At 62.7% G+C, this 25,044-nt stretch carries 21 protein-coding genes and 2 pseudogenes; 14 read left to right on the top strand and 9 right to left on the bottom strand.

Annotated elements, in window-relative coordinates; translation table 11 throughout:
* On the bottom strand, positions 1 to 326 hold a 326-nt coding region (locus tag GEV05_15505), incomplete at its 3' end, for a tripartite tricarboxylate transporter substrate binding protein (GenBank protein ID MPZ44774.1).
* 637 nt (positions 327 to 963) lie between these two features.
* On the opposite strand from GEV05_15505, the pseudogene GEV05_15500 reads away from it, so the two are divergent.
* Positions 964 to 1,319 (top strand): annotated as a pseudogene (locus GEV05_15500) (integrase).
* A gap of 1,291 nt (positions 1,320 to 2,610) precedes the next feature.
* On the opposite strand, the gene GEV05_15495 reads toward GEV05_15500, so the two are convergent.
* On the bottom strand, positions 2,611 to 3,579 hold the full coding sequence (locus GEV05_15495; GenBank protein MPZ44773.1) for a tripartite tricarboxylate transporter substrate binding protein: 969 nt from the start codon (positions 3,577 to 3,579) through the stop codon (positions 2,611 to 2,613).
* Between the two features lie 308 nt (positions 3,580 to 3,887).
* Here GEV05_15495 and GEV05_15490 point away from each other — a divergent pair, with 308 nt between their 5' ends.
* The 7 genes and pseudogenes from GEV05_15490 (at position 3,888) to GEV05_15460 (ending at position 12,004) form a co-directional block, all read left to right on the top strand.
* Positions 3,888 to 4,859, top strand: coding sequence for a tripartite tricarboxylate transporter substrate binding protein (locus GEV05_15490; GenBank protein ID MPZ44772.1), 972 nt, complete (start codon positions 3,888 to 3,890; stop codon positions 4,857 to 4,859).
* Between the two features lie 688 nt (positions 4,860 to 5,547).
* Positions 5,548 to 7,236: an amidase gene (locus GEV05_15485; GenBank protein MPZ44771.1), complete on the top strand. Its 1,689-nt coding sequence runs from the start codon at positions 5,548 to 5,550 to the stop codon at positions 7,234 to 7,236.
* A gap of 398 nt (positions 7,237 to 7,634) precedes the next feature.
* Positions 7,635 to 8,612 (top strand): tripartite tricarboxylate transporter substrate binding protein, encoded by a 978-nt coding sequence (locus GEV05_15480; GenBank protein ID MPZ44770.1) that lies wholly within the window; start codon positions 7,635 to 7,637, stop codon positions 8,610 to 8,612.
* 178 nt (positions 8,613 to 8,790) lie between these two features.
* Entirely contained in the window at positions 8,791 to 10,224 is a 1,434-nt protein-coding gene (locus GEV05_15475; protein MPZ44769.1) for an Asp-tRNA(Asn)/Glu-tRNA(Gln) amidotransferase GatCAB subunit A, read from the top strand.
* Positions 10,225 to 10,369: 145 nt separating this feature from the next.
* Positions 10,370 to 11,371, top strand: coding sequence for a tripartite tricarboxylate transporter substrate binding protein (locus GEV05_15470; protein MPZ44768.1), 1,002 nt, complete (start codon positions 10,370 to 10,372; stop codon positions 11,369 to 11,371).
* A gap of 106 nt (positions 11,372 to 11,477) precedes the next feature.
* Positions 11,478 to 11,705: a hypothetical protein gene (locus tag GEV05_15465; GenBank protein MPZ44767.1), complete on the top strand. Its 228-nt coding sequence runs from the start codon at positions 11,478 to 11,480 to the stop codon at positions 11,703 to 11,705.
* A gap of 167 nt (positions 11,706 to 11,872) precedes the next feature.
* Positions 11,873 to 12,004: pseudogene (locus tag GEV05_15460) on the top strand (IS3 family transposase).
* Positions 12,005 to 12,133: 129 nt separating this feature from the next.
* Here the strand turns inward: GEV05_15460 and GEV05_15455 are convergent.
* The 3 genes from GEV05_15455 to GEV05_15445 all read right to left on the bottom strand — a co-directional run bounded on the left by GEV05_15455 (position 12,134) and on the right by GEV05_15445 (position 14,798).
* On the bottom strand, positions 12,134 to 13,246 hold the full coding sequence (locus GEV05_15455; protein MPZ44766.1) for a hypothetical protein: 1,113 nt from the start codon (positions 13,244 to 13,246) through the stop codon (positions 12,134 to 12,136).
* Between the two features lie 210 nt (positions 13,247 to 13,456).
* Complete coding sequence (locus GEV05_15450; protein ID MPZ44765.1) at positions 13,457 to 13,741, bottom strand: hypothetical protein; 285 nt, start codon at positions 13,739 to 13,741, stop codon at positions 13,457 to 13,459.
* 19 nt (positions 13,742 to 13,760) lie between these two features.
* Positions 13,761 to 14,798: a tripartite tricarboxylate transporter substrate binding protein gene (locus tag GEV05_15445; GenBank protein ID MPZ44764.1), complete on the bottom strand. Its 1,038-nt coding sequence runs from the start codon at positions 14,796 to 14,798 to the stop codon at positions 13,761 to 13,763.
* A gap of 106 nt (positions 14,799 to 14,904) precedes the next feature.
* On the opposite strand from GEV05_15445, the gene GEV05_15440 reads away from it, so the two are divergent.
* Positions 14,905 to 15,243, top strand: a complete 339-nt coding sequence (locus GEV05_15440) for a hypothetical protein (protein ID MPZ44763.1) — start codon at positions 14,905 to 14,907, stop codon at positions 15,241 to 15,243.
* A 36-nt stretch (positions 15,244 to 15,279) separates the two neighbouring features.
* Positions 15,280 to 16,668, top strand: coding sequence for a hypothetical protein (locus GEV05_15435; GenBank protein ID MPZ44762.1), 1,389 nt, complete (start codon positions 15,280 to 15,282; stop codon positions 16,666 to 16,668).
* Positions 16,669 to 16,832: 164 nt separating this feature from the next.
* Here GEV05_15435 and GEV05_15430 read toward each other — a convergent pair whose 3' ends face one another.
* Positions 16,833 to 17,912, bottom strand: a complete 1,080-nt coding sequence (locus GEV05_15430; protein ID MPZ44761.1) for a hypothetical protein — start codon at positions 17,910 to 17,912, stop codon at positions 16,833 to 16,835.
* A 240-nt stretch (positions 17,913 to 18,152) separates the two neighbouring features.
* Entirely contained in the window at positions 18,153 to 18,443 is a 291-nt protein-coding gene (locus tag GEV05_15425) for a hypothetical protein (GenBank protein MPZ44760.1), read from the bottom strand.
* 672 nt (positions 18,444 to 19,115) lie between these two features.
* Between GEV05_15425 and GEV05_15420 the strand changes: the two genes are divergently transcribed.
* Positions 19,116 to 20,084, top strand: a complete 969-nt coding sequence (locus tag GEV05_15420; GenBank protein ID MPZ44759.1) for a tripartite tricarboxylate transporter substrate binding protein — start codon at positions 19,116 to 19,118, stop codon at positions 20,082 to 20,084.
* A 30-nt stretch (positions 20,085 to 20,114) separates the two neighbouring features.
* Here GEV05_15420 and GEV05_15415 read toward each other — a convergent pair whose 3' ends face one another.
* Both GEV05_15415 and GEV05_15410 read right to left on the bottom strand, forming a co-directional pair.
* The gene (locus GEV05_15415; GenBank protein MPZ44758.1) at positions 20,115 to 21,488 is read right to left on the bottom strand and encodes a hypothetical protein; all 1,374 of its coding nucleotides are present in this window, start codon (positions 21,486 to 21,488) and stop codon (positions 20,115 to 20,117) included.
* Between the two features lie 18 nt (positions 21,489 to 21,506).
* Positions 21,507 to 21,827 carry a hypothetical protein gene (locus GEV05_15410; GenBank protein MPZ44757.1) on the bottom strand — a complete coding sequence of 107 codons (321 nt, stop codon included), beginning with the start codon at positions 21,825 to 21,827 and terminating at the stop codon, positions 21,507 to 21,509.
* 71 nt (positions 21,828 to 21,898) lie between these two features.
* Here GEV05_15410 and GEV05_15405 point away from each other — a divergent pair, with 71 nt between their 5' ends.
* The 3 genes from GEV05_15405 to GEV05_15395 all read left to right on the top strand — a co-directional run bounded on the left by GEV05_15405 (position 21,899) and on the right by GEV05_15395 (position 25,042).
* On the top strand, positions 21,899 to 24,025 hold the full coding sequence (locus GEV05_15405) for a CoA-binding protein (GenBank protein ID MPZ44756.1): 2,127 nt from the start codon (positions 21,899 to 21,901) through the stop codon (positions 24,023 to 24,025).
* Positions 24,026 to 24,090: 65 nt separating this feature from the next.
* Positions 24,091 to 24,828: a hypothetical protein gene (locus tag GEV05_15400; GenBank protein MPZ44755.1), complete on the top strand. Its 738-nt coding sequence runs from the start codon at positions 24,091 to 24,093 to the stop codon at positions 24,826 to 24,828.
* Positions 24,671 to 25,042, top strand: coding sequence for a hypothetical protein (locus GEV05_15395; GenBank protein ID MPZ44754.1), 372 nt, complete (start codon positions 24,671 to 24,673; stop codon positions 25,040 to 25,042). Before GEV05_15400 ends, GEV05_15395 begins: the two co-directional genes overlap by 158 nt.
* Positions 25,043 to 25,044 lie beyond the last annotated feature (2 nt).

Here is a 25,044-nt window from a genome sequence, read left to right as displayed (position 1 = left end):
TTCCGGCTATGCCGGCTTAGGGTGTAACCATCATTCGGCGCGTTAGCTCCGATTTCGGTGCCCAGCACTCCCCCGCTTCCGGGGCGATTGTCCACGATGATCTGCTGGCCGAGTTTTGCGCTAGCACTCTGCGCGAGACTGCGCGCGACGATGTCCGCGGTGCCGCCCGCGGTGAACGGGACAAGCAAACGAATCGGTCGATCAGGATAGTTATTCTTCGGATTCGTCTGTGCAGTTGCATCGAAACCAGATAGACCCAGACCAAGCCCAAGTAATCCACATACGAGCCTTAACACATACTCCTCCTTGTTCCGCTCGGATCGCATCGCTGCATTGCGGGCGGGCGAGCATCAAGCAGGCCGAGCGCAATGAGGAAATAAAGCACTGTACGTGATGCGCGAAGACATATCAAACGCAAGTCCATTATTTGCGATGAGAAAGCGCATTTAATGCCATCCACATAGCCAAGTGAAGTGGCACGGAATCCCAGCATTGGTCCTCTTTGCGACGCTCGCGTTTCGGTCCGCAAAAGCGGAATCGGCACTGTGCATGGCCTTCATAGCAGTATGCGCGGATGCGTCTTGAGCAAAGGGTCGTCTCCCGACTAACATCCAACATCCGTCGTTGCACCGTCGCTGCTTGCGCGCAAGCGAGTGTCCGCCCCATGGCGAGGCGCGGACCGCATGAGCCAGCTATTAGGCTTGGCGAGGGCGCGAAGTTCTTAAATCAGTGCGCGCCCGAAGGAAGAACTGCATATCGAGCCATCGTCGCGTTGAACGGTGCAACCGCCAATTTTTGATCGTATGCTTGAGTAGTCCGCGTTCGATCGCTAGCGGGTTGGAGGAGAGGCCCCAAGACGGCCGCGCGAGAGCACTCGCCTACTCTTGCCGCGCCCCGCGCCCGTGCGCGTGTGCCGATCCATCGATCGTGCTCATCCGCGCTCGCGCGGCGTCGGCGCGCGACATGAACGCGCTGCTTGCCGATCCGGCCAAATTCGCCGCCTTGATTCAACGCTTCTTTGCCGAGCGGCTGCTCCAGCAGCAAGCCGTCAGCGCGAGGACCGTGGCAGCATACCGAGACGCCTTTCGGTTGTTGCTGGTTTATGCCGAACGCAGGCTCGGCAAGCCGCCCGCCAAACTGACATGGGCCACTTCGATGCGCAGTTGATTCTCGGCTTCCTCGCGCATCTGGAAGCCGAGCGTCACAACACCGTGCGCAGCCGCAATGCACGGCTCGCCGCGGTTCGGGCCTTCGCCCGGTACGTGGCCGTGCAATGCCCACCAGCGCTGTTGCTCGTTCAGCAGATCCTGGCCATTCCTACGCCGCGCTCGTGCAAGGCCCCGATGCGCCCCTGCTGACGGGCTTGTCCGGCCGGCCGCCGGTACGATTCCGCAACGCCGAAGGGGCGTGGCACAACAACATTGACGTGACGCATACGCTCGGCGCACTGGCACTGCCACAGTTCGGCCTACATCAACACGCCGACGGCGGGCTGACTTTGCGTCTTCCGCTGCGCGCGATGGCACAGGCTGAAGCGGCTCGTACCGCGCTGGCTGCGCTCTTCGGGTCGCAAGCGATTGCGGTTGTCCCGATAAACGCAGAGGGACAAGATTATCCAATACACGTCCGAACTCGCCGGCGCCGTCGAATGACGCTGGATTGGAGATCAAAGGATGGAGGGGAAAGGGCAGGCGGCGGTTTCTGATCGACCAGGGCAGCGCTATCGTGAACGACTTGACGGTAAAAAATTGATCGAAAACTCGTTTTGTGGCAAACAGTTGAGGCATTTGACGGCGGCCATACCCGCTGTTTTCGGAGAGGCAGACACCCCCAAAGCGCTGTAATGACGGTAAAAAAATTGACGAATAGGCGCCGAGCGACAATGAGTTATGTCATTTGATGCCACTACTTTTTCCGCGTCATTTCGACCGGGAACAGGGATCGATGACGATGTCAACGAGCGCTGCTATGACTGATAGATCCCATAAATCTCGAAAGGTCGCCCGTGCAGGAGCGCCGATCGTCCTCGATAGATGTCGATAGATGGTGAATGCAGTTTTCGGGTATGCCAATGCGATTGACGGTAAAGCTGACGGTAAAGATCTACTCGCAGAACAAAAATCTCGGTAGGACAATGGCTTGCAGGAGCCGTTGATGATCGAGTGGGAGTAGGTTTCGCCATCTAGCGGGGTCTATCGGGTGCTATCAGTGCGCACGTTGAAACGAGTGCAATTCGCTGAACGTTCGGGAAGAAATCGTCAACGAGAGCGTCATACTCCTTCCGCTGACTATCGCGGACTATCGGGGGTAAGTGGTTCGCACCGACGGTAATTCTGACGGTAATTGCCTTGCGGCTCATAGGCCGGCAGCCCGACTCTGTAGTCTCAATTGACTTCCGCGAGTTCTGCTCACATTTACCGTTCAGGGCGGCCGCAAGTTCAGGGGCGAATGCCTCGGAAACGAGCTGCCCACGCCACGTTCCCTTTCACAGTGGGAAGCGAGCGAACATGTGGCGCGAGCTCGACATGCACATCGGCACGCCTGCGAGGTGGCCGGTTGCCGTTGGCGCAAGAAAGCAGGGCGATACGCTTCCAGCTTCTTGCTGATGGCTCAATTTAGCCGCCGCCCTGATACCTTCACCGCTGTCTCGTACTTGGCGAGCTCGCTCTTGATGAACATCGCCAGCGATTCGGGCGTGTTCGAACCGAAAGCACTGCCGTCACTGGCCAGCTTTGACCGGACATCGGGAAGCTTCAGAATGCTGCGCAATTCGTTGTTCAGCTTCGTCACGATTGCAGTCGGAGTGCGGGCGGGCGCGAACACGCCGGACCATCCTATCGCGTCATAAGGCACACCCGATTCGACAAGCGTCGGTACATCGGGCAGCTGGGGTAGGCGCTCGGCGGTGGCAACGGCCAAGAGCATGACCCGTCCGGCATCGATATAGGATGTTGCCGCAATCATATCGGCGAACATCATGTTGGCCTGCCCGCCGACCACGTCTGCTATTGCTTGCCCGCCTCCTTTGTACTGCACCGTTACGGCATCGATCTTCGCCAGATTCTTGAACATCTCGCCCATGAGGTCGGAGGGTGCGCCAAGGCCACCCGAGGCGAGAACGAGCTTCCCCGGCTGCTTTCGCGCCACTTCGATCAGCTCTTGCACCGATCTGGCAGGCTCGGACGGGTGTGCGATAAGGACGTAGTACGTTGGCGCAAGCATCACCACGGGCACGAAATCCTTCGGGGCGTAAGGCAGCTTCGCGAACAGAAACGGATTGACGACAATGGCACTCGGGCTCGATACCAGCAGCGTGTACCCGTCGGGTGCGGCGCGGGCGACCAGCTCGGTACCGATCGTACCGCCTGCACCTGGCCGGTTCTCAACGATAAACTGCTGCCCCCAACGCTGCGTGAGCTTCTGAGCCGTTACACGGGCCGCGATGTCGGTGCCACCTCCTGGTGAGAGAGGTACCACCATTCGGACCGTTCTCGCCGGGTATTCCTGAGCAAAGGCGATCCCGCCAATAAGCAACAGTGCTAAGGGAGAGGCCATCGACAACATGAGCGAACGTTTCATTGGATGGTCTCCTCGTGTTTCAGTGGCTGTTGCCGTGAGGGTAGCAGAGGTTGCCAGACGACGCGCATCTTGTTTCCTATTTGCCCTGTGCAGCGCGAAAAAGCGAGCGGAAGGGAAGTTCGCTAAGTGAACTCACGTCTGGTAGGTACGCGGGAAAAGGGGGTATATCGAAGACGTGGTCAAGTGCTGTCGACATGGAGCGATGCGCGCCTTCGCGACTCGCAACTGCATACGAAATCCGCTTTGCCACAATCGTTGGTTATCCATATCCTCATAGGCATTGGCCATAACGTCATCGAGGAAAGCACATGCAACTGCGAAAGAAGCACGTACGCTGGATATTGATTGGGGCCGCGGCGATGTGCAGCACCGCCCTCGCGCAAAGCTATCCCGCCAAGTCGGTCCGAATGCTGGTGCCGTTTCCGCCCGGCGGCGGAACGGATTTCATGGCGCGTCTCCTGGGACGGCACCTGAGCGAGAAGTGGGGGCAGACGATCATCATCGAGAACCGACCGGGTGCGAGCATGATGATCGCCTCGGAAATCGTCGCCAAGGCGCCACCCGACGGATACACGGTCATCATGTCGTCGTCCAACCACACGATCAATCCGAGCCTGTACCCGAAGATTCCTTACGACACGATCAACGACTTCGCAGCGGTTACACAGGTCGCGACATCGCCGTTCCTGCTGGTCGTGCATCCCTCTCTTCCCGTCAAGACGACGAAGGAGCTCATCGAGCTCGCGCGGGCGAAGAAGGGAGAGTTGGCCTATGCTTCCAGCGGGACCGGCGGCCCGCAGCAACTCGCAGGCGAGCTGTTCAAGACGATGGCGAAAGTCGACATCATGCATGTCCCGTACAAGGGGACCGGCCCTGCGGAAATCGACCTCGTCGGTGGGCACGTTCAAGTCATGTTCGCGACCATCATCTCGGCCTCGCCTCAAGTCGCGGCAGGAAGGATGCGCGCCCTGGCGGTCACGAGCCTGCAGCGCTCCAAGGCCTTTCCCGACTTGCCCACGGTTTCCGAAGCGGCGCTCGAGGGGTACGAAGCATCGAGTTGGTGGGGCGTGCTGGCTCCGGGACGCACACCGCCTCAAGTCATCAACAAGCTCTATACGGATATCGCGGGCGTACTGCAGCTTCCGGAGCCGAGGGGCAGGATCACCAGTCTGGGTGGCGAACCGGTTGGGAATACCCCGGAGCAGTTTTCCGCGTTGCTCCTCGAAGAAATGGGCAAGTGGGCAAAGGTCATCAAGGAAGCCAACATCAAGATCGACTAGCCCCAGACGTGTCGCCTTGCAGGCGACCTTGGACGCGGCGAGACGGCAGCTCGAGGAGGGGGTGCGGATGCGGCGCGGCGAGGTGAAATTGCACTCGGAAGCGGACCCGATGCTGGCGTTACCTACAGAATGATGAGGACCGAAGCTCAAACACGCCCTCGACAGTAAGGCGCAATCGACAGGGTGCTACCGAAGCTTGCGCAGATCAATGATAGGTCATACTTCTCCTCGGCCAGCACGTCGGGAACCGGAAGTCAGCGTATAGGAAAAGTCCGCAGGCGGACCCGGCGGGAGCCAGCGGTGCAACGCGCTCTTGAACATCTCGGACACCGCCCAATCGGTGTCCGAAGAGAGGTGCCGAACTCATCGGCCTAGGTGGTCATCCTGTACGCCGCATCGAGCACGACCGGCAGGGAGACCGGCGCGTTTCTATCACTGCCACTGCTCGCGCTGCGGCAAGGCGACCGGCACCGGCCGCGCGACAATCTGTTTTTGCAGCCTGGATTGCTCAAGTGGGTGTGCGGCGAGGAGCAGGTGCGATCGTTCAAGGTGCCCGAGGCCAAGCGCTTCACGATCTACTTCTGCGCCACATGCGGCAGCCGACTTCCACGGCAAGGCCGGGATTTCGATGTTGTCATGATCCCCGGCGTAAACGTTCGGCTGAGAATTCGGACAGTACGGACGCGCGATGGCGCTTACAATGACGACATCCCCAGAACGGACGACGCTCATGCAGGAAGACCTCTGCTTTCTCGGCATCGCCCGCGCGGCCGAGCTGATTCGGCGCCGCGAGCTTTCTCCCACCGCGCTGACCGACGCGTTTCTCGCCCGAATCGAGACCTTCGATCCGCAGCTCCATGCCTACCTCACGGTCACCGCGGAGCATGCGCGGCGCCTTGCGAAGGAAGCGGAGTCTGAAATCATGCGCGGTAAATATCGCGGCGCGCTACACGGAATTCCGTTCGCACTCAAGGACAACTTCGATACCGCCGGCATCCGCACCACTGCGCAATCGCGGCTGCTCGAGGACAACGTGCCGCAGTGCGATGCGCACGTCGTGCGCAAGTTGTACGCGGCCGGTGCGGTTTTGCTCGGCAAGACGACCACGCACGAGTTCGCCCACGGCGGTCCCTCCTTCGATCTACCGTGGCCGCCGGCCCGAAACCCTTGGAACACGCTACATTTCACGGGGGGCTCGAGCAGCGGTTCGGCGGCTGCGGTCGCCGCGGGTCTTACGATGTGCGCCCTGGGCAGCGATACGGGCGGATCGGTGCGCAGTCCCTCCTGGTTCTGCGGCACGGTGGGCCTCAAACCGACCTTCGGTCTGATTGGGCGCACCGGACTGGTTCCGTTTTCGTCCAGCTGCGACCATGTCGGGCCGATGACCTGGAACGTCGAAGACTGTGCGCTGTTGCTGGAGGCCATCGCCGGTCCGGATCCGCACGACAGCGGCAGCGCGTGCTTCACCCTACCGCCGATACGTGAACGGTTCACGAGCGATCTGCGGGGCATGAAGCTCGGCGTCGTTCGGCACTTCTGGGAGGAGGACCTCGATGTAAGCGCGGAACTGGCTCGTGCGACTGATGCAGCGATCGAGGTGCTGCGCGCCCTCGGCGCGGCGGTCGAAACGGTGCGCCTGCGTCCGCTGCACGAGTACTACGCAGTGCGCCTCATGCTCACGGAGTCGGAACTGTACGCCTTGCACCAGCCGCAGTTGCGGGAACGCGTGCAGGACTACGGCCGTCACTTCCTGTCGCGCTGTCTTCCTGCCTGTCTCTACACAGCCGCGGACTACATCTGGGCACAGCGCCAGCGGCTGCGCATCCTTGACGAGATGCAGTCGGTGTACTCGAAGTACGATGCCCTCGTCACGGTCGGCGCCGGTTCCGCACCCGGCCTGCAGGCACACAAGCAGATCGGCGGTGCGGACAAGTTTCTACGTCCGGGCATGGGCACCTTGTTCAGCGTCACCGGTGCGCCCGCGCTTGCCTTGTGCTGCGGCTATGGTGCCACCGGATTACCGCTCGGCTTCCAAATCGCCGGCCGACCGTTCGAAGACGCGACCGTGCTGCGCATCGGCCATGCGTACGAGCGGGCCACACCGTGGCGCGAGCGCCGTCCACGGCTTCGCCACGGAGATTCGGCGCCCCATGTCGATCCCGGCTCGGACGACGACATTCGTATCACGCTCGACGACGCGACGCGCGCCATGGTGGAAACGATGGCGTATCGTGCCGGCCTCACCCTGCCGCCGGCTCAACTCGCGCTGCTGCTCGAGACCGCCCCTTATGCACTGGAACTCGTGCAGCGCATCCGCCGCGACCTGCCCTGGACCGCTGGGCAAGCGGCGACGTTCCGGATGGGCGTTGTGTCCTAAGCCGCAGATTCGCTGCACGCGACACACCGGTATTTGTGCCGTGCCGCGCGACGCCAAACGTACCAACTTGAGCGCCTCGTTGAGGCGAGTGCTGCTTGCCGAAGGCCGCGGCGCCCGCATTTCCAGGCTGGCGCCGGGCGAGCATTCGTCGGGACGGTGCAGAACCTGTATGCTTCCCATGGAGACGTACGCCCAATTGCTGCAATCCACGCAGGGCAGCTCGGCGAATTTGCCGGTGGGCGAGACCTCAGGCTACGCCGCGCTGGCGATTCCCTGATGGGGAGCGTCGTCGGACAGACGATATTGCAAAGCTGCATTGTCGCCGAAGGACGTATGCAGCTTGCGCACGATTTTGCTGCCGCGAGACGAGTCTACATCGCCAACTGAGCGAAGCAACGATGAGATTCCGCATCACGCCGACGCAGTTGCTTGAAGTTTCCACACTGACCATGCTGCTCGCACTCCCTGCGGCGGCTCAGCAGTCCTACCCGACCAGACCCGTCCGCATGATCGTGCCGTTTCCCCCGGGCGGGAGCGTGGATCCGCTGGCTCGTCTCGTTGCCGAAAGGATGAGCGAGGGTTTGAGTCAACGCTTCATCGTGGACAACCGTGCAGGCGGCAACACGATCATCGGCACCGACGCCTTGGCGAGATCGAAGCCCGACGGCTACACGGTGATGGTGATGAGCCGCACGTTCGTCATTTCTTCACTGCTGTATTCGACGCCCTACGACATCGTCAAGGATTTCGCCCCGGTTGGTGGTCTCACACGGTCCGAGTGGCTTCTGCTCGTCCACCCGTCGCTTCCCGTCAACAACCTGCGGGAGTGGATCGCCTTGGCGAAAGCGCGGCCGGGCCAGCTCAATTACGCCACCAACTTCGGATCGGCGCTTCATCTGGCGGGCGAACTGCTCAAGGCTATGGCCAAGATCGATGTGCAGATGGTCAATTACAAGGGCGGTGGTCCGGCTTTCGCCGATCTGGTCGGCGGCCATGTGGAGTTGTCCCTACAACCGATCGTCTCGGCGATTCCTTATTTGAAAGCGGGTCGACTCCGGGCGATCGCCATCACCGGCGATAAACGCCTACCCGCCTTTCCACATGTGGCTACATTCGCCGAATCGGGTCTGCCGAATTTCCTGTCCAACTCATGGTTCGGGATGTTGGCACCGGTCGGCACCCCGCAGGCCACCGTTAGCGTGCTATCTGCAGAGATCGGCCGAGTGCTGGCATTGCCCGACTTCCGGGACAAGCTGGGCGCGCTCGGGATGGAACCCTTCGCATTGACACCCGATCAGTTTGCCGCACTTATCAAGGCGGAAAGGACGAAGTTCGCGGACATCATCAAAACGGCCAATATTAAGGTCGAGCAGTGAACGACCGTCGCGGGCGGCGACCCTGGATGACGTATCGCGCACGAACGAGGGGAGGCAGTTTTCGAGAAAGCCACGGATGTCAGAGAATCGCCTGTTCGGGTAGGTTCGTACCGGCTCACAGCGCTTCTGGGCGCCACTGCCAACCGGCGCGCCTGAAACGGATCAACAACGCACGCTGGTGAAGCCGAGGAGGGCGAGGATGAGTACTAGCAAGACCGACATCCTATCGGCATCGATCGTGGAAACGAGCGAGCGCCTACGACAGGGCGAGCTATCCCCGGTCGAATTGACGATGGCCACTCTCGAGCGCATCGAGGCGTTGCAGCCGCGCCTAGCTTGTTTCACTACTGTGGTTGCCGAATATGCCTTGCAGCGCGCGCGCGAAGCCGAACACGAGATCGCGCATGGACGCTATCGCGGTCCGTTGCATGGTATTCCCTACACGCTTAAGGACGTCGTGGCCACGAAGGGCATTCGCACCACCTTCGGCGATCCCAAGGGGGTTGACTATCGTCCGCGCGAAAGTGCTACGGTACACACATTACTCGAGGACGCCGGAGGGATCCTGCTGGGCAAGGTTGTGTCCGAAATTGGCAGGCATCCGACGGGCCCCGTCGGATGCCGGAACCCCTGGGACACGCGGCGCAGTCCGGGCACCTCGAGCAGCGGTTCCGCCTCTGCGGTGGCAGCATGGTTGGGATTCGCCTCGATCGGTACCGACACCGGCGGCTCGGTTCGCCATCCGGCCAGCAACAGCGGCCTGGTGGGGATGAAGGCGAGCTTCGGTCGCATCAGCCGTTTCGGGGTATGGGCCTCGTCTTGGACGTCCGATCAGGCGGGCCCGCTGACGCGCACCGTAGAAGACAACGCGCTGCTGCTGGAACTCCTGGGCGTGTACGACCCCAGAGATCCGGTGAGCCTAAACCTGCCGCGCGAAGCGTATCGAGCCGGACTGCGCGGTGGCATCGAGGGCATGCGCATCGGTGTACCCGTCGACGACTGGATCTGGAAAGAGTGGCTCGGCGAAGAAGAGGAAGCCGTGGTTCGCGAGGCGCTCGACGTGCTCGTGTCATTGGGTGCATCGCTGATCGACGTCGGACTGCCTCGGACGGCACAGGGTCGCGTGATCCTGCATGTCCTCACGGCATCCGAAGCCCAGGTCTACCTGGAAGACAACTATACGGCGGCGCAGATTGCCGCCTGGCCCGAGTGGCACCCCCGATTGACGCAGGGACGCTCGCAATCGTTTGCTGATTACCTGCATGCGCAACAGGCGCGAGCCTCGATCTGCCAGGAAATAACGGCAGTGCTGCGCCAGGTAGACGTAATCGCCATGCCGACGGGCAGCACCTTCGGCGACGACTGGGATGCCGAGACCGTGCCCATTCGCGGTCGCATAGCACCGGCCCGGTCCAGAGCGGTTTATCGGAATGCGATGGCGTCTCTGACGGGGCATCCGGATATTTCCGTCCCGTGCGGTTTCGGTCTCGACGACACGTTTCCGATCGGTCTGATGCTGCACGGACGTCCGCTGCAAGAAGCGCTGCTCTATCGCGTGGCTCATGCCTACGAGCAGGCAACCGAGTGGCACAAGCGGCATCCACCGCTGTAAGGCCATGCACCGCATTCGATACCAAGCGGGTGCCTCGGGGCGCAGCCACTTTCGGGCGAGCAGATGCGGATCCCATCACTGCCCGATCCTGCTAATCAGCGCCGCTTGTGCGCCGGCGAATATTCCTTAGGAGCATCGATCCAGAATGCAAGCAAATCCGCACACGAACCTGACTCCACGCATAAGGCCACACGTATGCCTGCTTGCGTTCTTCCTTGCTCTGGGACCAGCGCAGCTCTCGGCGCAGCCCTATCCGACGAAGCCGGTGCGGCTGATCGTGCCGTTTCCGCCCGGCGGTTCGACCGACTTCGTCGGCCGAGCGGTGGCGCACAGCCTCGCGGGGTCGCTCGGACATCAGGTGGTGGTAGACAATCGCGGCGGCGCGGGTGCGGTCATTGGCACGATGCTCGCGGCGAAAGCGGCGCCGGACGGCTACACGCTGCTGCTCGGCAGCTCCTCCGGCATGGTGACCAATCCGCTGCTACACGCAAAGCTGCCCTACGACCCGTTCAGGGACTTCGATCCGGTCATTCGACTCAATCGCAACGCACAGGCGCTCGTGGCCACGCTTTCGCTGCCGGCGAACAACGTCAAGGAACTGATCGCGTTGGCAAAGGCCAAGCCCGGTCAGTTGAACATTGCATCGCCTGGCCGCGGCTCCTCCAACCACGTCGGTGCGGAGATGCTCAAGCATCTCGCAGCCATCGACATCGTTCACGTCCCCTACAAGGGCGCGGCGCCTGCGCTGGTGGATCTCCTCGCCGGCAACGTCCAACTGCAGCTCACCAGCCTTCCCACCGTGATGTCGCACATCAAGGCCGGAAGGCTGAAGATCCTCGGCGTGGGGAGCCCCCAGCGCTCGGCCCTGCTGCCCGACGTGCCCACGATCGCGGAGTCCGGCGTGCCGGGCTACGACGACACGGTCTGGTTCGGCCTGTTCGCGCCACGGGGCACCTCGTCCCGGATTATCGACCTACTCAATCAGCACGTCGCCAAAGCGCTCGCCAGCCGAGAGTTGTCACAGCGACTGCTCACCCAGGGCGCCGAACCGTTTCCGAGCACCCCGCGCGAATTGTCCGACTACATGAAGTCCGAGCACGCGCGCTGGACCAGAATCATCGAGGTCGCAGGCATCCGCCTGGATTGACCCGGTGGTATCCAACAATTCGAACGCCGTCCACGGTGAGCTTCGGCATGGGTTCCGTGCCCGTAGTGTCCATTTATTCGGACGACATCTGGCGGTGGACCTCTGAATGGGAACCGTGCCGCCGCTCCTGATGATGGTATCCGCTTGGATCCGGTGGAAGGAACTGGTCGTCATCGGGGTCCTTCAGGCCGAGATTCGACTACTGAAGCAGCGCCTACGAGGCAAGCCCATCCAGTTCAGCGACTCAGAACGGGCGATGCTAGCCCGTAAGGCGAAGGCAGTGGGGCGCAAGGCTCTATTGGAGCTCGACACAATCGTCACCCTGATACCTTGATGCGCTGCCATCAGGTTGTGTCCGTGAAGTTGTGCAAATTGTGCGGTCATGGTTAGGGGCTAAGCGGCTTTCTTGAGCTGCCCCTTTCGGTGCTCGCGTAGCAGGTCCATGTTCAGATAGCGGCTGTCCTCGAGCCAGATCTCGTGGGATTCGGCGCACAGGGCACGAAGACCGAGGTAATTCACCGACCCGGCCCGTGCCGCAATCTCGAAGCGGTGGAGTACGCTACGCTCGAATTGGTCGACCGGTTCAACAACCGGCGCCTCCTCGAACCCATCGGCGACATCCCGCCGGTCGAGCCTACTATCGGTCCACAGGTCAGTGCCGACGGCAGCCTGACTCAAACCCGGAGCTTTCCAAGAAGGCCGAGGCGGTTCACTCCGCACAGTGGGTGTAACGGCGACAGCGGGTTGGCGCAATACCACAAACTATGCGCGAATCGGCCGTGTCACAGAGCGAGTATTGCCGAACGTCGGCATGTAAACCGAGTGGGTACCCGCACCCCCCGCTACGATTAGGCCGATGTCTTCCGATTTCGTCGATACTGGCAGATGCGTGTGCGGAGCAAAGTCACCGAGTTCCGCACGGCGAGTGTGCTGAGTACGAGTGTGATCCTTCCTGGATAGTCGGCTCGCTGCCATCTTGGATTCCTCCCACAGACGCGCTTTGACCTCTGCTTTCGTCAGTCTAGCGTTCGCAAGAATCTCCGCGTGCTCCGGTGAGAGAATCAGCCACGGCTCCCCGCCGAACCAGTAGTCGTTGCTGGTGGGATAGGCAATCGTATCGGCAAGCACGCGCAAGAGATCGTCGGCATCTTTCGCGTGTGTGTTCATGTTGAGCGTGCCGGAAACACCGATCACCGTGACCGTGCTTTCACCGGGGCCATAGCCGCGCTCGACATGCAGTGGTTCCCAGGGATTCGCTGCTTCGTTCTCCGCGCAACACAAGCTGTATTTTCCGGGTTGACCGTGCGTTGCGCGGTCCATTTCACCAGGCCGCGCGCCGCCAATGTTCTGCATGACGAGGCGCAGTGCCCGACCGACAGTTGCATTCGCCCAGGAGCCTTGGCCGAGGCAGTTGATGCCCGCGTTGAAACTCAGCCGTTCGACGACAGGACCGTTTACGATGATGCATGCAGTGGCCGGATTGGTGGTGGCTTGAATGCCTTGTAGGTTGAACCCCGGATCGCAAAGCGCTTCGATGGCGGCTATCAGTACCGGCATTGCTTCTGGCGGGCAACCGGCCATCGCGGCGTTCACCGCGATGCGCTCGATCGTTGCTGCACCGAATGCAGGCGCGACATGCGCGATGACCTCGTCGCGGTCGTACCCTCCTGCGGCAATGCGCGTCTCGACGCGCGGGAGGGTGGGCGGCACAAGAGGCAGCCCATCGGTCCAGCAGCGATCGCGCGCCAGCCGGTCGAAACTTTCCTGATCGGGCGGGGCCTCCATGCGCGTGGCGCGTTCGCTCTCCAGAAACGTCGCCTCGGGCGCGCTGTCCGCCTGCGCAGGCCACTCCCGCAGCACGCGCTCGATCTGCAAAACGAGGTTATCGGCGATGGCGTGGACCGCTTCGCGCGGCTGCGAGCCGAAGGGGTGTGGCATCACGAGAGTGGGCAGCTCGGCGCAGCCGAGCGCCTTCGACTGCGCATGTGCGAGCGTAGTGAACGCGGTCGAGCAGATGACGATTGCCGGCAGGCCGAGCTTCGTTGCCTCGACACAGTCGTGGACACTCCACGACGTGCAAGACCCTCAATCGCCGGACCCGCTTATGATCAGGTCACATTGACCCATTTCGCGCATGATGTCGGCGGGTGCCGGTATTGAGGCCGCCCGCTTACGGCGCTTGATGACGGCTGCGGCGCCGTGCCGCTGCACGAGCAGCTCTGCGAGGTCGTCGACCAGATGGTGGAAATTGGGTTTCGAGTTGTCGATGAAGCCGACCCTTTTTCCTGCGAGCGACGTGATTGCCTGGGCTCGCGCACGCGCGTGCCGCGGTGGCGCCACGGGATCGAGTATCAGAAGGGATTGCGTCACTGCACAGTCCTCATTGAGATCAGTCGAGCTTGAGCTGCGCGGACTTCGCGAGCCGCATCCACTTTGCGATGTCGGACCGGATCAGCTTGCGGAAGGACTCGGGGGAGCCCGCTGCGATCGCACCACCGTCGGTGACGACGCGCTCTTCGATTGCCTTGTCGTGAAGCACCGCGACGAGATCCGTGTTGATGCGTTGGATCAGAGCCGGCTGCGCCCCAGCCGGCAGCACGATTCCGTACCATGCTGTCACTTCGTAACCTGGTATGCTTTCGCCGATCGCTGGGATATTCGGCAGCGCCGGCGAGCGCTTCTCGGTAGTCACGGCGACGCCGACGATACGCCCAGCTTTCACGTGAGGCAGCGCAGTGACAATGCTCGTGTAATTGAAAGACACTTGGCCACCCAAGAGGGCCGTAAGCGCCGGAGCCGCACCTTTGTACGCGATGTGGACCGTCTTGATACCGCTCATTGAATTGAGAAGCTCTCCTGCCAGATGCGCGACACCACCGGCTCCGCCGGAGGCGAACGTGAGTTCACCTGGATGCGATTTTGCAAGCTTCACGAGTTGCGGGATCGTCGAGATATGTAGCGAGGGATGCGCGACCAGCATCAGAGGCGCCGCGGCAAGATTGCTTACGGGCGCAAAGTCCTTGAGCGGGTCGTAGGGCAGCTTCGAGTACAGGGCGGGATTGCTGGTGAGGACGCCGGAGTTGCCGAGGAACAGCGTGTAGCCATCGGGCGCCGCCCGAGCGGCGTACGTCGCTCCGATAATGCCGTTCGCGCCGGCCCGGTTGTCGACCACGACCTGCTGCTTCCAGCGCTCTGCAAGAGCCTTGGCGACGATACGCGACAGCGTGTCCGTGGGTCCGCCCGGTGCGTAAGGCACGATCAGGCGCACCGGCTTCGCGGGATAAGCTTCAGTTGCCCCTTCACCCTGAGCGCGCCCACAAGCGGGCTGCAGCATCAAGGCCGCGAGCGCGAGGACAGCGCACGCTCGGCGCACCGGGCACGTCGACGAATGTGTTAGGTCGTCGGGCATTCTTGCCATCCTCCGCATCTTCCTATGACATCGAGATAATCGTTGGGCGTCCACCAAAGGGCGCAGCGAGTGGCGTGTACTATATACTACGGAATCCTGTTGCGTATGTACTGGAGCTCACGCGATGAAGGGAGGACGTTCGTCCAGAACATGGAACGATGGTCATTACGAAGTGTACTGGCCGAGGACGCCGCGACGGACCAAGGCGTTGCGGCTCGCGCCACGGCTCGACACACTCAACGGGAAGACCATCGCGCAGCTCTGGGACTATCTTTTTCGCGGCGATCTCGTGTTCGAGGCGATCGAAGAGGCGTTGAGGGCGCGCTTTCCGGATGTCCGCTTCGTTCACTGGAAGGAATTCGGCAACACGCACGGGAGCGACGAGCGCGAAGTGCTGGCCCAGCTGCCGCAGCGATTCAAAGCGCTCGGCGTAGACGCTGCGATCTCGGGGATGGGGTGTTGAGGAAGCTGCACGCCCGCCGTGTTGCGGGCGAGTGCGGTGTGTGAAGCGGAGGGCGTTCCCAGCTCGTCGCTCGTTTCCGAGGGCTTCACCAGTCAGGCTTCTGCCGTGTCGCTTGGCATGGGCGTTCGGCAAATGCCGATCGCCGTGGTTCCCGGGCATCCAGGAGTGCAGAGTGCGGAGGAGCTCAGGCGCAACATCGTCGAGTTGACCGTCGATCGAATCGTAGAGAACCTTACACGAGGACCGGCCGCCGCCCCCAATCTGGAGGAGCCCGGCTCGCGCCACATCGTATTCGCGGGTGATTTCGACGCCGTCAACCGCTACTTCCAGGACAACGAGCTCGCGGATGGCCTGCCGATCGTGCCGCCCAACCGGGAGCGAATCGAGCAGTTTCTTGCGTACACCGATCGCGATCCGGACGAAGTGCTCGGCATCGTCCTGCCGGATAACCGACCGGCGACGATCTGGAGCATTGCGGTGAACGGCGTGATGGCGGGCTGCCGGGCGGAATACATGCCGATACTGGTTGCCCTCATCGAGGCGATGGTGGACCCGCAATACGGCGTCGAGCACAGCGGCAATACACCAGCCGGCGAGACCCTCATCACCCTGAACGGGCCCATCATCAAGGAGCTCGGTTTCAACTACACACAAGGCGTCATCCGAGACGGGTTCGTGCCGAACACGTCCATCGGGCGCTTCTGGCGCCTGTACCTACGCAACGTCGCCGGCTTCCTGCCGCACAAGAACGACAAGTGTACCTTCGGCAATACGTGGCGCGTGGTCCTTGCGGAAAACGAAGACGTTCTGAACGAAATCGGCTGGCCGACGGTCGCGATGGACATGGGTCTCGCCCGCGGCGAGAACGCGATCACGACAGCCCGATACACCGGCGGCAACGTCATCGTGTCCGTGTCGGGTACGACACCCGAGCAAATGCTCCCCTACCTTGCCGATACGGTCGTGCGCCAGATCTCGTGGCAGCTCATGTTCACGGTAGGGCAGGGCATGGGGACGCTCCGGCCGCTCATCCTGCTCAGTCCGATACTCGCGCGGACGATTGCAAAAGCGGGGTGGTCCAAGGCCGACGTTCAGCGCTACCTGTTCGAGCATGCGCGCATTCCTGCATTCGAGTTCGAGCGCATCCTACGCGATTGGACGGTAAAACCTGTCTGGAATCTAGCCGAAGAGGTGCGCGGCGGCCGCATCCCGCCGGTATTCCGCGATTCCGACGATCCGGATCGCATGGTGCCACTGGTATGGCAAGCAGATCATTATATGATTGCCGTGTCCGGTGATGTCCTGCGCACGAACGCGTACGTCTTTGCTCATAACGGCCTGCTTGGGTTTCCGGTCGTCAAGCGCATCGCGCTTCCACGCAAATGGCACGAGTTGCGGCCCGTTCCGAAGCACATCACCTCATGAGGGAGCAGGCATCTTCTGTGCCGAGGCCTGCTCAGATGCGCTCGCGCTCGGGACCCCGCGGCGTTTGCCCAGTCGCCTTCCTTTGAAGCAGATCCGGCATAACTTAGTGCGCATTGACATTGCGCGCCATTGCGGAGAAACGCTGGCTCGCGCTCGTTGAGTTATCAGGCAGATACTTCAACAGGTCGTGTGACCGGCCTGCTGTTGCCGAAGCCGGGCACGTAGGCCGAATGCGTCCCCGGTCCCCCGGCAACGATGATCGCGATCCCGGCTGGGTCGGTCGTGATCGGAATAAGCGTATCGGGCGTCATGGGAGCGAGCTCGACCCGGGCGTGCTCCGGGCGCGTATAGTCCTTGGCGGACAGCCGCGAGGCGTGCAACCGCGATTCCTCCCAGAGTCTGCGCTTCACGTCGGCCTTGCTCAGTCCGGCGCGATGCAGGACTTCGGCATGCTCCGGCGCGAGCACGACGAAGGGCGCGCCCGCATACCAGTAGTCGTTGCTCGTCGGATGCGCCAGCGTATCGGCGAACACACGCAGCAGATCGTCGGCGTTCTTCGAGTGGCTGTTCAGATTGAGCGTGCCCGCGACGGCCGCCAGCGTCACAGTGCTCGCGCCGGCTGCATGGCCGCGCTCGACGTGGAGTGGTTCCCAGGGATTCGCCGCTTCGTTCTCCGCACAGCAGAAGCTGTACTTGCCTGGCTGGCCTTGCGTCGCCCGATCCATCGTTCCGGGGACGGCGCCGCCGAGATTCTGCAGCACGAGCCGCAGGGCCCGTCCGATCGTCGCGTTCGGCCACGCGCCCTGACCGAGGCAATTCACGCCTGCATTGATGCCGAGCACGCCGGCAATCGGCCCGTTCACGATGATCCAGGCGGTGGCCGGATTCGTGGTCGTTTGCACGCCCTGAAGGTTGAAGGCCGAGTCGCAGGTGGCCTCGACTGCGGCAATGAGAACCGGCAGGAAGCTCGGTGCGCAACCCGCCATGACTGCGTTGGCTGCGATTCGCTCGATCGTCGCGGCGGCGAACGAAGGCGGGATCGCTGCGATGACCTCCTGGCGCCCGCGTCGCGTACCCCGAAGCATGCGCTCGACGCGATCGGGGGTCGGCGAGACGAGCGGGAAGCCGTCGCTCCAGTGATGTTCCCGGCAGAACGCGTCGAACGACTCCTGCTCGCGCGGAACGCGGATCAGGCGGGTTTCGAGCGCCGTGTCGATAGAGCCCGATTCGCTCGAATCGGGCACCTCTTCCTGTACCACCCGGACAATTTCGGCCGCGCAATCGCGAGCAATGGCCCGGATCTCGTCACGAGTACGGGCGCCGAAAGGATGCGGGACCAAAGCGATCGGCAGGGTCGGAGCGCCGAGTGCCTTCGCTTGCGCCCGTCCCAGGCTTTCGAAGGCAGTCGAGCAGACGACGGCCGATGCGAGGCCCCGCTTTCGTGCCTCTATGCTGTCGTGGACACTCCACGACGTGCACGACCCTCAGTCGCCGGAGCCGGCAATGATCAGCTCGCACTTGTCCTGGAGGTCCTGCATCATCGCCGCGGTCGCGGGGACGGAAGGGGCTCGCTTGCGATGCTTCACGATGCCCGAGACGCCGTACGCTTGCATGAGCAGCGCTCCCAGGTCGTCTGCCAGAAGGTCGAAATTGGGCTTGGTATTGTCGATGATGCCGACGCGCTTGCCGTGCAAATCCAGTGCGCGACGGCGAGGGGCGACGATGTTGCTCGCGGTGACCGCGGCGGGCTCGAGGATGAGAATCTGTTCGGACATGGAAAGGCGCTCCTGATTCGAAGCACGGCCTCTGCTGCTCTCGAGCATCGCACCGTGAATGAATGACAACCAGGTGCGGCAGCATACCGCATAGCGACGCGTGCCTCCACCTCGATTCCGGAAGAGGCGTTGGTTCTTGACATCGATGCATTGCGAGCGCGAATATCGATGCGCAAATTGGCCGTGTCGAACCGCTTGGCCGGCTTCACCCGGACCAAGGCATCGATGCCGTGCAACTTTCCGCCATCGACGCGTGCCTCTCTGTCCACACCGCAGCAGACCGGCGTGCCTGCCGTGGCTCATCCGCTCGCGCTTACCGCGCCGGCGGGAAACAAAGCAAGGAGGCCGGTTCATGGGGAGTACCCAAGCGGCCGCCGGGGCGGAAGGCGATTGGATGCTCCAAACCCTGCGGGCCGGATCTAACGCTGCGTTCGCCGGCACGCGGATCTCGCGCGGGGCATACGGACCTCTGGCGCGGAAGCTGCGCGGCACCCCCCGGCTTGGACGGTGAGTTATGGAGGGAGATCCGCCAACCTCGGCTGGCTCGGCGTCCTGTGGCCGGAAAGCTGCGGCGGGCTGGGGTTCGGGTTCCAGGTGGGCGCGGATGGCGGCCAGGACTGCGCCGACTTTGAAGTGGCCTTGAGTGCGAAAGTATAAGTATTGGAGATCGCCATGAACCAACGTTCGATGTTTGCAGGTGCCGCTCTGGCCCTCGTCGTCGCCTCTCCCGCATGGGGACAAGATGCGACGACCGCGTATCCGACGAAGCCGATCCGCCTCGTGATTCCGTTCGCACCCGGCGGTGCATCCGATACGATCGGGCGCCTCGTCTCGGCAAGGATGGCCGACGGACTCGGTCAGAAGTTCGTGGTGGAGAATCGCGGCGGAGGAAGCACCATCATCGGCACCGAAGGCGTCGTCCGCTCGGCGCCCGACGGCTATTCGCTCCTCTTGGTAACTCCGACCTTCACGATCAACCCGGGGCTGCGCAAGCTGCCCTACGATTCGCTCCGGGATCTCGTGGCGATTTCACTGATCGGGACGACTCCGCTCGTCATGGTGGTGCACCCATCGCTGCCCGTGAGAAGCATGAAGGAGTTGATCGCGCTTGCGCGCTCGCGCCCGGAGGAACTCGTATTCGCGTCCGCAGGCGCCGGCAGTCCCACTCATCTCGGAATCGAACTCCTGCGCAGCGCCGGCGCGCGAATGACCCACGTACCGTACAAGGGGGCCGCCCCTGCGGCGGCCGATCTCCTCGGCGGTCATGTTCAGCTCATGTTGACCAGCGTCATCCTCGTCCAGGACCACATACGTAGCGGGCGCTTGCGCGCCCTCGGTGTCACGACTGGAAAGCGTTCTCCCGCCCTGCCGGACGTTCCCGCCATTGCGGAGACGGTGAAAGGCTACGAAGTGGTGAACTGGTGGGGTTTCGTCGCGCCTGCGGGCACGCCGAGCGAGATCATCCGGCGGCTACAAGCGGAAACTTCCAAAGCGGTACACCTCCCCGAGGTACGCAAGCGTATGCAGACGCAAGCCGCGGAGCCGGCGGGCAGCACTTCGGCGGAATTTGAATCCATGCTCAGGGCGGAAGTCGAGAAATGGAAGAAGGTGATCCGCGAGATCGGCATGCGTCCCGGCTGATGTTGCTCGACAACGAAGAAACTTGCGTGCTCAGGTAGCGCGCCAGCCGGCAGGCAATGCCACGCGTCGGCTGACCGGCGCCCCCTGCAAATGGTTGCTCATGTAGCAACGCGACTGGTTTCGATCCGGGTCGCCGGCAACCAGGATGCCAATTGTGTCGGGATCGATGATCATAGGAACTAGCCGCTTGGGGTCGTCCGATTCCGCGTAGTGCGGCGGAAGAACTCCCTCGCGCACGAGTTGCTCGAAGCTGAAGGTCGGGGTGCTCGTCATACGCGCATAATGCAGGATGCGGTCCACCGTAACCCGCATGTTTTGCTGCAGGCAGCGGCGGATGTCGTCCTTGCTCCACTCGCCCGCAATGACTTCCGCGATGCCGGGCCCAGCGACGATGAGCGGATACCAGCCGCCGCGTTTGAAGCCATTGTGACTCCAGTAGGCGAACGACTGCGCCATGACATCGGCCCAATGGCGAACGTGCTCCTCGGCGGCCGCACCCGAGCTGTAGAGGGGCGAAGTCATGGCCACGATGCTCTGCACGGTCACTACGTTGTCCTGGTGAGAAAACCCTCGCTCCATAGCGAACGTAGGCCAGCCGATTGCTCGCGCACACGCTTCGTCTTCAGCCAGCGCGACGAGGAAGCTCTGGCCGATGCTTGCCTTGTCGCCACTGCCGGGCGGAATCCGGTAGCCGCAGACGTTGCGAAGATACAGCCGCACGAAACGACCTACGCTCGTGTTGGCGCGCCGCCCTACACGCAGCACACCTTGTCCGTAATTGAAATCGAGCTCGCGCGCGATCGGCCCGCTCACGATCACCAGCGGTTCCCATCCCGGGGTCGATCCCGCATCTTCGAGTCGGAAGTGCGGATCGCACAGGGCCTCCACGATGGCGATCAGCAAGGGCATGTATTCCGGACGGCATCCGGCCATAACGCCATTGACAGCGATGCTGTGGATGGTCGCTTCGCGACTCTCCTGGGGAACGATTCGCAGGACCTCATCGGAAGCGCGCGCGGTGAAGGAGAGAAAGGCCGCCACGCGTGAAGGTGTCGGCGGCACGATGGGCAGTCCGTCCGTCCAGCGGTTGCGGTGAAAATGCTCCTGAATCTCGTCGAACGAGCCGTCGAAGACGACATCGCCGGGTGCCGGCTCGCGGACGCTCTCGTCCTGGATGGCGGTCCGCGTCGTCAATGCGGCGAGCAGGCCGGGTCCGAGCGATTCATTCACCTTGCGTTGCAGTTCGGGCTCGCTGTCCAGCATCGGCGCGCCGGGATAGACTCCCATGCCGAGCGGCAAGCCCAGCCCGCGCATGACGAGCTCAGCCTGACGCACGAAGCCCGAGCCGATGATCGATGCGGAAGGAATGCCTTCGCTTTCCGTCAGCGCTGCGGCCCGCAACACGGCGGGCGTGCAGCTCCCTCAGGCTCCGATGCCGGCGATCACGGCATCGCAACCGTGCTGGCGCAACTTCCCCGGAAGCGACGCAATCACGTCGCGCTCCTTTGGCCCATAGATGTTGCCGAACTGCGAGTACTCGACGAAGCGCGAGCCTGGAAAGCGGCTACGCAGATACTCGCGCACGAGGGGATAGATGGTCTCGCCGCGAAAGATGACGTCCCAAAGCTCGCAAATCGTCTTGCCGTTGAGATCGGATAGACGCGGCGCAGCCTCTCGGCGGCGAACAGCGCGCCGCGCAAGCGGCCAGAGTACCGCCGCGCGCGGCTCCTCGAATAACTCCATTGCATCGACTCCATCTTCGGAAGAACAAAGCGATTCGATCTTAATATAATCGACCGAGTCGCAGCCTCCTGATGCTTCACTCGATGTCCCCGATGCATTCCGCCATGGATCTCACGCCGCTCTTTCGTCCAAGCTCCATCGTCGTCGTCGGCGCTACCGACGAGGCTCGCCGTCCCGGCGGGCAGCCGGTCGTCGCGCTTACCCAATTCGGCTTTCGAGGCGAGGTCCACCTCGTGAACCCGAAACGCGAGCGTGTCCACGGGCGAATCTGTCATCCATCGGTAATGGCCGTGCCATCGGCGTGCGATCTCGCCTTGATTGCCGTGCCGGCGGAAGGTGCGCCCGAGGTGATCGAGCAATGCGGCGCGCGCGGCATCCCGTTCGCCATCGTGCTCAGCGCCGGTTTTCGCGAGACCGGGAACGAAGCGCTGGAGATGCGCCTGCGTGAAGCGATTTCGGCCTCGAAGGTGCGGGTTGTGGGCCCGAATTGCGTCGGCTTGCTCAACTTGCGAGAGCGGGTGTTCGCGGGCTTCGGCGCAGGCTTCCGGAATCCGGACCTCAAGCCCGGTCCTCTCGCGATGGTCACGCAAAGCGGCGGCTTCGGATACTCGGTTGTTGCCTTTGCGCAGGACGCCGGGCTCGGCTTCGACTACATGGTGTCCACCGGCAACGAAACCGATATCGATACCACCGAAGTGCTCGCCTGGCTCATCGAGCAACCCGAAGTGCAGATCGTGGTGTGCTACCTCGAGGGCGTCACTCGGGGCGAGCGGCTGCGCGCCGTGGGCGAGCGGGCGCTCGAGCTCGGGAAGCCGATTCTGGTTTGGAAAGTCGGCAATACCAACGTGGGGCGCAAGGCTGCGGCATCCCACACGGCGAACCTGACCGCGGATTACGATCTGTATCGCGAGACGTTTCGGTGCGGCGGTTTCGTGGAAGTGCACGAGATGTACGACGTTGTGGACGCGGCATATGCATTCCTTCCGCGCAAGCTGCCCCGGGGGCGTTCAATCGGTGTGGTGACCACATCCGGTGGCGCGGGTGTACTGCTTGCCGACGAATGCACGCGCCGAGGGTTGACGTTGCCCGCGCCGGGAGAAGAAACCGTTACCCGGTTGCGAGGGCTCGTTCCCGGGTTCGCAGCATTGGTGAACCCGATGGACCTCTCTGCCCAGCTTGCCCAGAACCCGGAGCGCTTTAACGCGGCCACGCAGGCGATCGTCGACGATCCTGCGCTCGACCAGTTGATCCTTCGCTCCTATCCCGGAAGCGGCGTGGAGGGCTGGGCGACTGGGCTCGCCGAAATCGGCCGGAAAGGCGAAAAGCCGATCCTTGTGAGCATCAGCGGGCTACGCGAGAGCATCGCGGGAGTTCAGTCCGTGCTGACCGAAGCGGGCATCCCCGCCTACGATACCCCGGCGCGCGCGGCCTTCGCCGCCGCAGCATTGGCGGATTTCGCGGACAAGCGGCGTCGTCACGGCGATGGCGGTGCGTCGCTTCGGCGGCCTTTCAATGTCCGGGCGCTCCCAATCGACGCGACCCGATCGGCTGTCTCGGAATACGAGGCGAAGCGGTGTCTCGCACGTTACGAGATTCCCGCCGTGCGTGAGGTGCGTCTGACCCTCCAGGAAATCGATCGGTTGACGCAGGCACCCTTGCCGTTTCCGCTTGCCGTCAAGGTGGACTCGCCGGACATCGCGCACAAGACCGAAGCGGGCGGCGTGCGGCTCGGCATCCGCGGGCTGCCGGAACTCAAGCAGGCGGCGACGGCCGTTGTGCAAGCCGTATCCCGTCGTGCGCCCCAGCCGCGGATCACGGGCGTGCTGCTGCAGGAGATGGCGCAGGGGGTTGAGGTGATCGCCGGCGCGTTGAACGATCCCTACTTCGGTCCGGTCGTGGCCTTCGGCGCCGGAGGAACGCTTGCCGAGCTCTTTGCCGACAAGGCGTTGCGCTTCGCGCCGTTCGACGAGCATTCGGCGGTCGAGATGATCCGCGAGACACGCGTCGCGCGCTTGCTTGCGGGGTACCGGAACACGGAGCCTTGCGACCTCGAAGCGCTTGCCACGGTCTTGTCGCGCCTGTCATGGCTGGTTGCGGATCACCGAGATGCGATTGCGGAGATCGACGTCAATCCCATCTTCGTTCGAGGCAAGGGACAGGGCGTGATCGCCGCGGACGCGTGGATGATGCTCAAGTAGCGCCACTGCGCGATCAACCTCGATTCCAACGAGCGCAGAAAACAGATGAAGGGTGATCTCGTGTTGTGGGTGCGCTCGCCGGTTCTTTCGCGTGCATGATTGCCCTCGTCGCAGGGTCCACCGCTTCGGAGGCGGTTCCGACCCGGCCTTTGCGGATCATCGTCCCGTATGCTCCCGACGGACCGACCGACATCGTTGCCCGATTGGTAGGCGAGCGACTCTGGGAGCAGGTGGGTCAGCCGGTCGTCATCGGCAACCGGCCGGGGGGATCGATTGGAACGGGACTGGTTGCCAAGGCGACGCCGGACGGACACCCAGCCTGCTTCTTTGCAGTGGCGGACCGTCCGGCGCTCGGCCGAAAGCTACCCTACGATCCGCAAAGCGACGTCGCGCCCGTTTCGCTCGTGGTGACGATCCCCTACCTCCTCCTTGCCCACGCCAGCGGCCCTTCGTCGGTCAAGGAGTTGATCTCCCTGGCGAGGGCGAATCCCGGCAAGCTCAATTACGGGTCGGCGGGACCTGCCACGACCTCGTATTTCGCGGCAGCCCTCTTTGCCTCTCTGGCGAAGATCGAGTTGGTACACGTGCCGTACAAGGGGAGTTCCCAGGCGGCGGCGGAGCTCGCAGGAGGTCACTTGACGATGGATGCTATTCGAGGCTGGTCCGGCGGCGCTCCGCATCCTGAAGACGGGAAAGGTGCAAATTCTCGGCGTCTCCACGCTCGAGCGGTTTCCGCTGATGTCCGAAGTGCCGACCATCCACGAGAGCGGCGTTCAAGGTCACGAGGCGAGCACCTGGTCTAGGATCTGCACGACCGGGGGAGCGCCAGAAAGCGCGATCGAACGCTTGAGCGCGCTCATCGTGCAATCACTCAAGGACCCGGCCATGCAGGAACGCTTCGCCGGACTGGGGGCCCCGACTGTGGGCAACACACCTCGACAGTTCGGCGATTTCATCCGGGAAGAGCAGACGAAATGGGTTGGGCTGGTGAGGGCGATGGGCGCGGGCGTGCGGTAAAT

This window comes from Betaproteobacteria bacterium, assembly GCA_009377585.1.
Classification (GTDB): Bacteria; Pseudomonadota; Gammaproteobacteria; order Burkholderiales; family WYBJ01; genus WYBJ01.
This window is presented reverse-complemented; position numbering and strand designations above follow the sequence as displayed.

What these genes read in the sequence shown, in the direction of transcription:
- GEV05_15495 (MPZ44773.1), bottom strand. Translation starts at nt 3,579, where the DNA reads ATGAAACGTTCGCTCATGTTGTCGATGGCCTCTCCCTTAGCACTGTTG.
- GEV05_15490 (MPZ44772.1), top strand. Translation starts at nt 3,888, where the DNA reads ATGCAACTGCGAAAGAAGCACGTACGCTGGATATTGATTGGGGCCGCG.
- GEV05_15485 (MPZ44771.1), top strand. Translation starts at nt 5,548, where the DNA reads ATGGCGCTTACAATGACGACATCCCCAGAACGGACGACGCTCATGCAG.
- GEV05_15480 (MPZ44770.1), top strand. Translation starts at nt 7,635, where the DNA reads ATGAGATTCCGCATCACGCCGACGCAGTTGCTTGAAGTTTCCACACTG.
- GEV05_15470 (MPZ44768.1), top strand. Translation starts at nt 10,370, where the DNA reads ATGCAAGCAAATCCGCACACGAACCTGACTCCACGCATAAGGCCACAC.
- GEV05_15465 (MPZ44767.1), top strand. Translation starts at nt 11,478, where the DNA reads ATGGGAACCGTGCCGCCGCTCCTGATGATGGTATCCGCTTGGATCCGG.
- GEV05_15445 (MPZ44764.1), bottom strand. Translation starts at nt 14,798, where the DNA reads ATGCGGAGGATGGCAAGAATGCCCGACGACCTAACACATTCGTCGACG.
- GEV05_15440 (MPZ44763.1), top strand. Translation starts at nt 14,905, where the DNA reads ATGAAGGGAGGACGTTCGTCCAGAACATGGAACGATGGTCATTACGAA.
- GEV05_15425 (MPZ44760.1), bottom strand. Translation starts at nt 18,443, where the DNA reads ATGTCCGAACAGATTCTCATCCTCGAGCCCGCCGCGGTCACCGCGAGC.
- GEV05_15420 (MPZ44759.1), top strand. Translation starts at nt 19,116, where the DNA reads ATGAACCAACGTTCGATGTTTGCAGGTGCCGCTCTGGCCCTCGTCGTC.
- GEV05_15410 (MPZ44757.1), bottom strand. Translation starts at nt 21,827, where the DNA reads ATGGAGTTATTCGAGGAGCCGCGCGCGGCGGTACTCTGGCCGCTTGCG.
- GEV05_15405 (MPZ44756.1), top strand. Translation starts at nt 21,899, where the DNA reads ATGCTTCACTCGATGTCCCCGATGCATTCCGCCATGGATCTCACGCCG.
- GEV05_15395 (MPZ44754.1), top strand. Translation starts at nt 24,671, where the DNA reads ATGCTATTCGAGGCTGGTCCGGCGGCGCTCCGCATCCTGAAGACGGGA.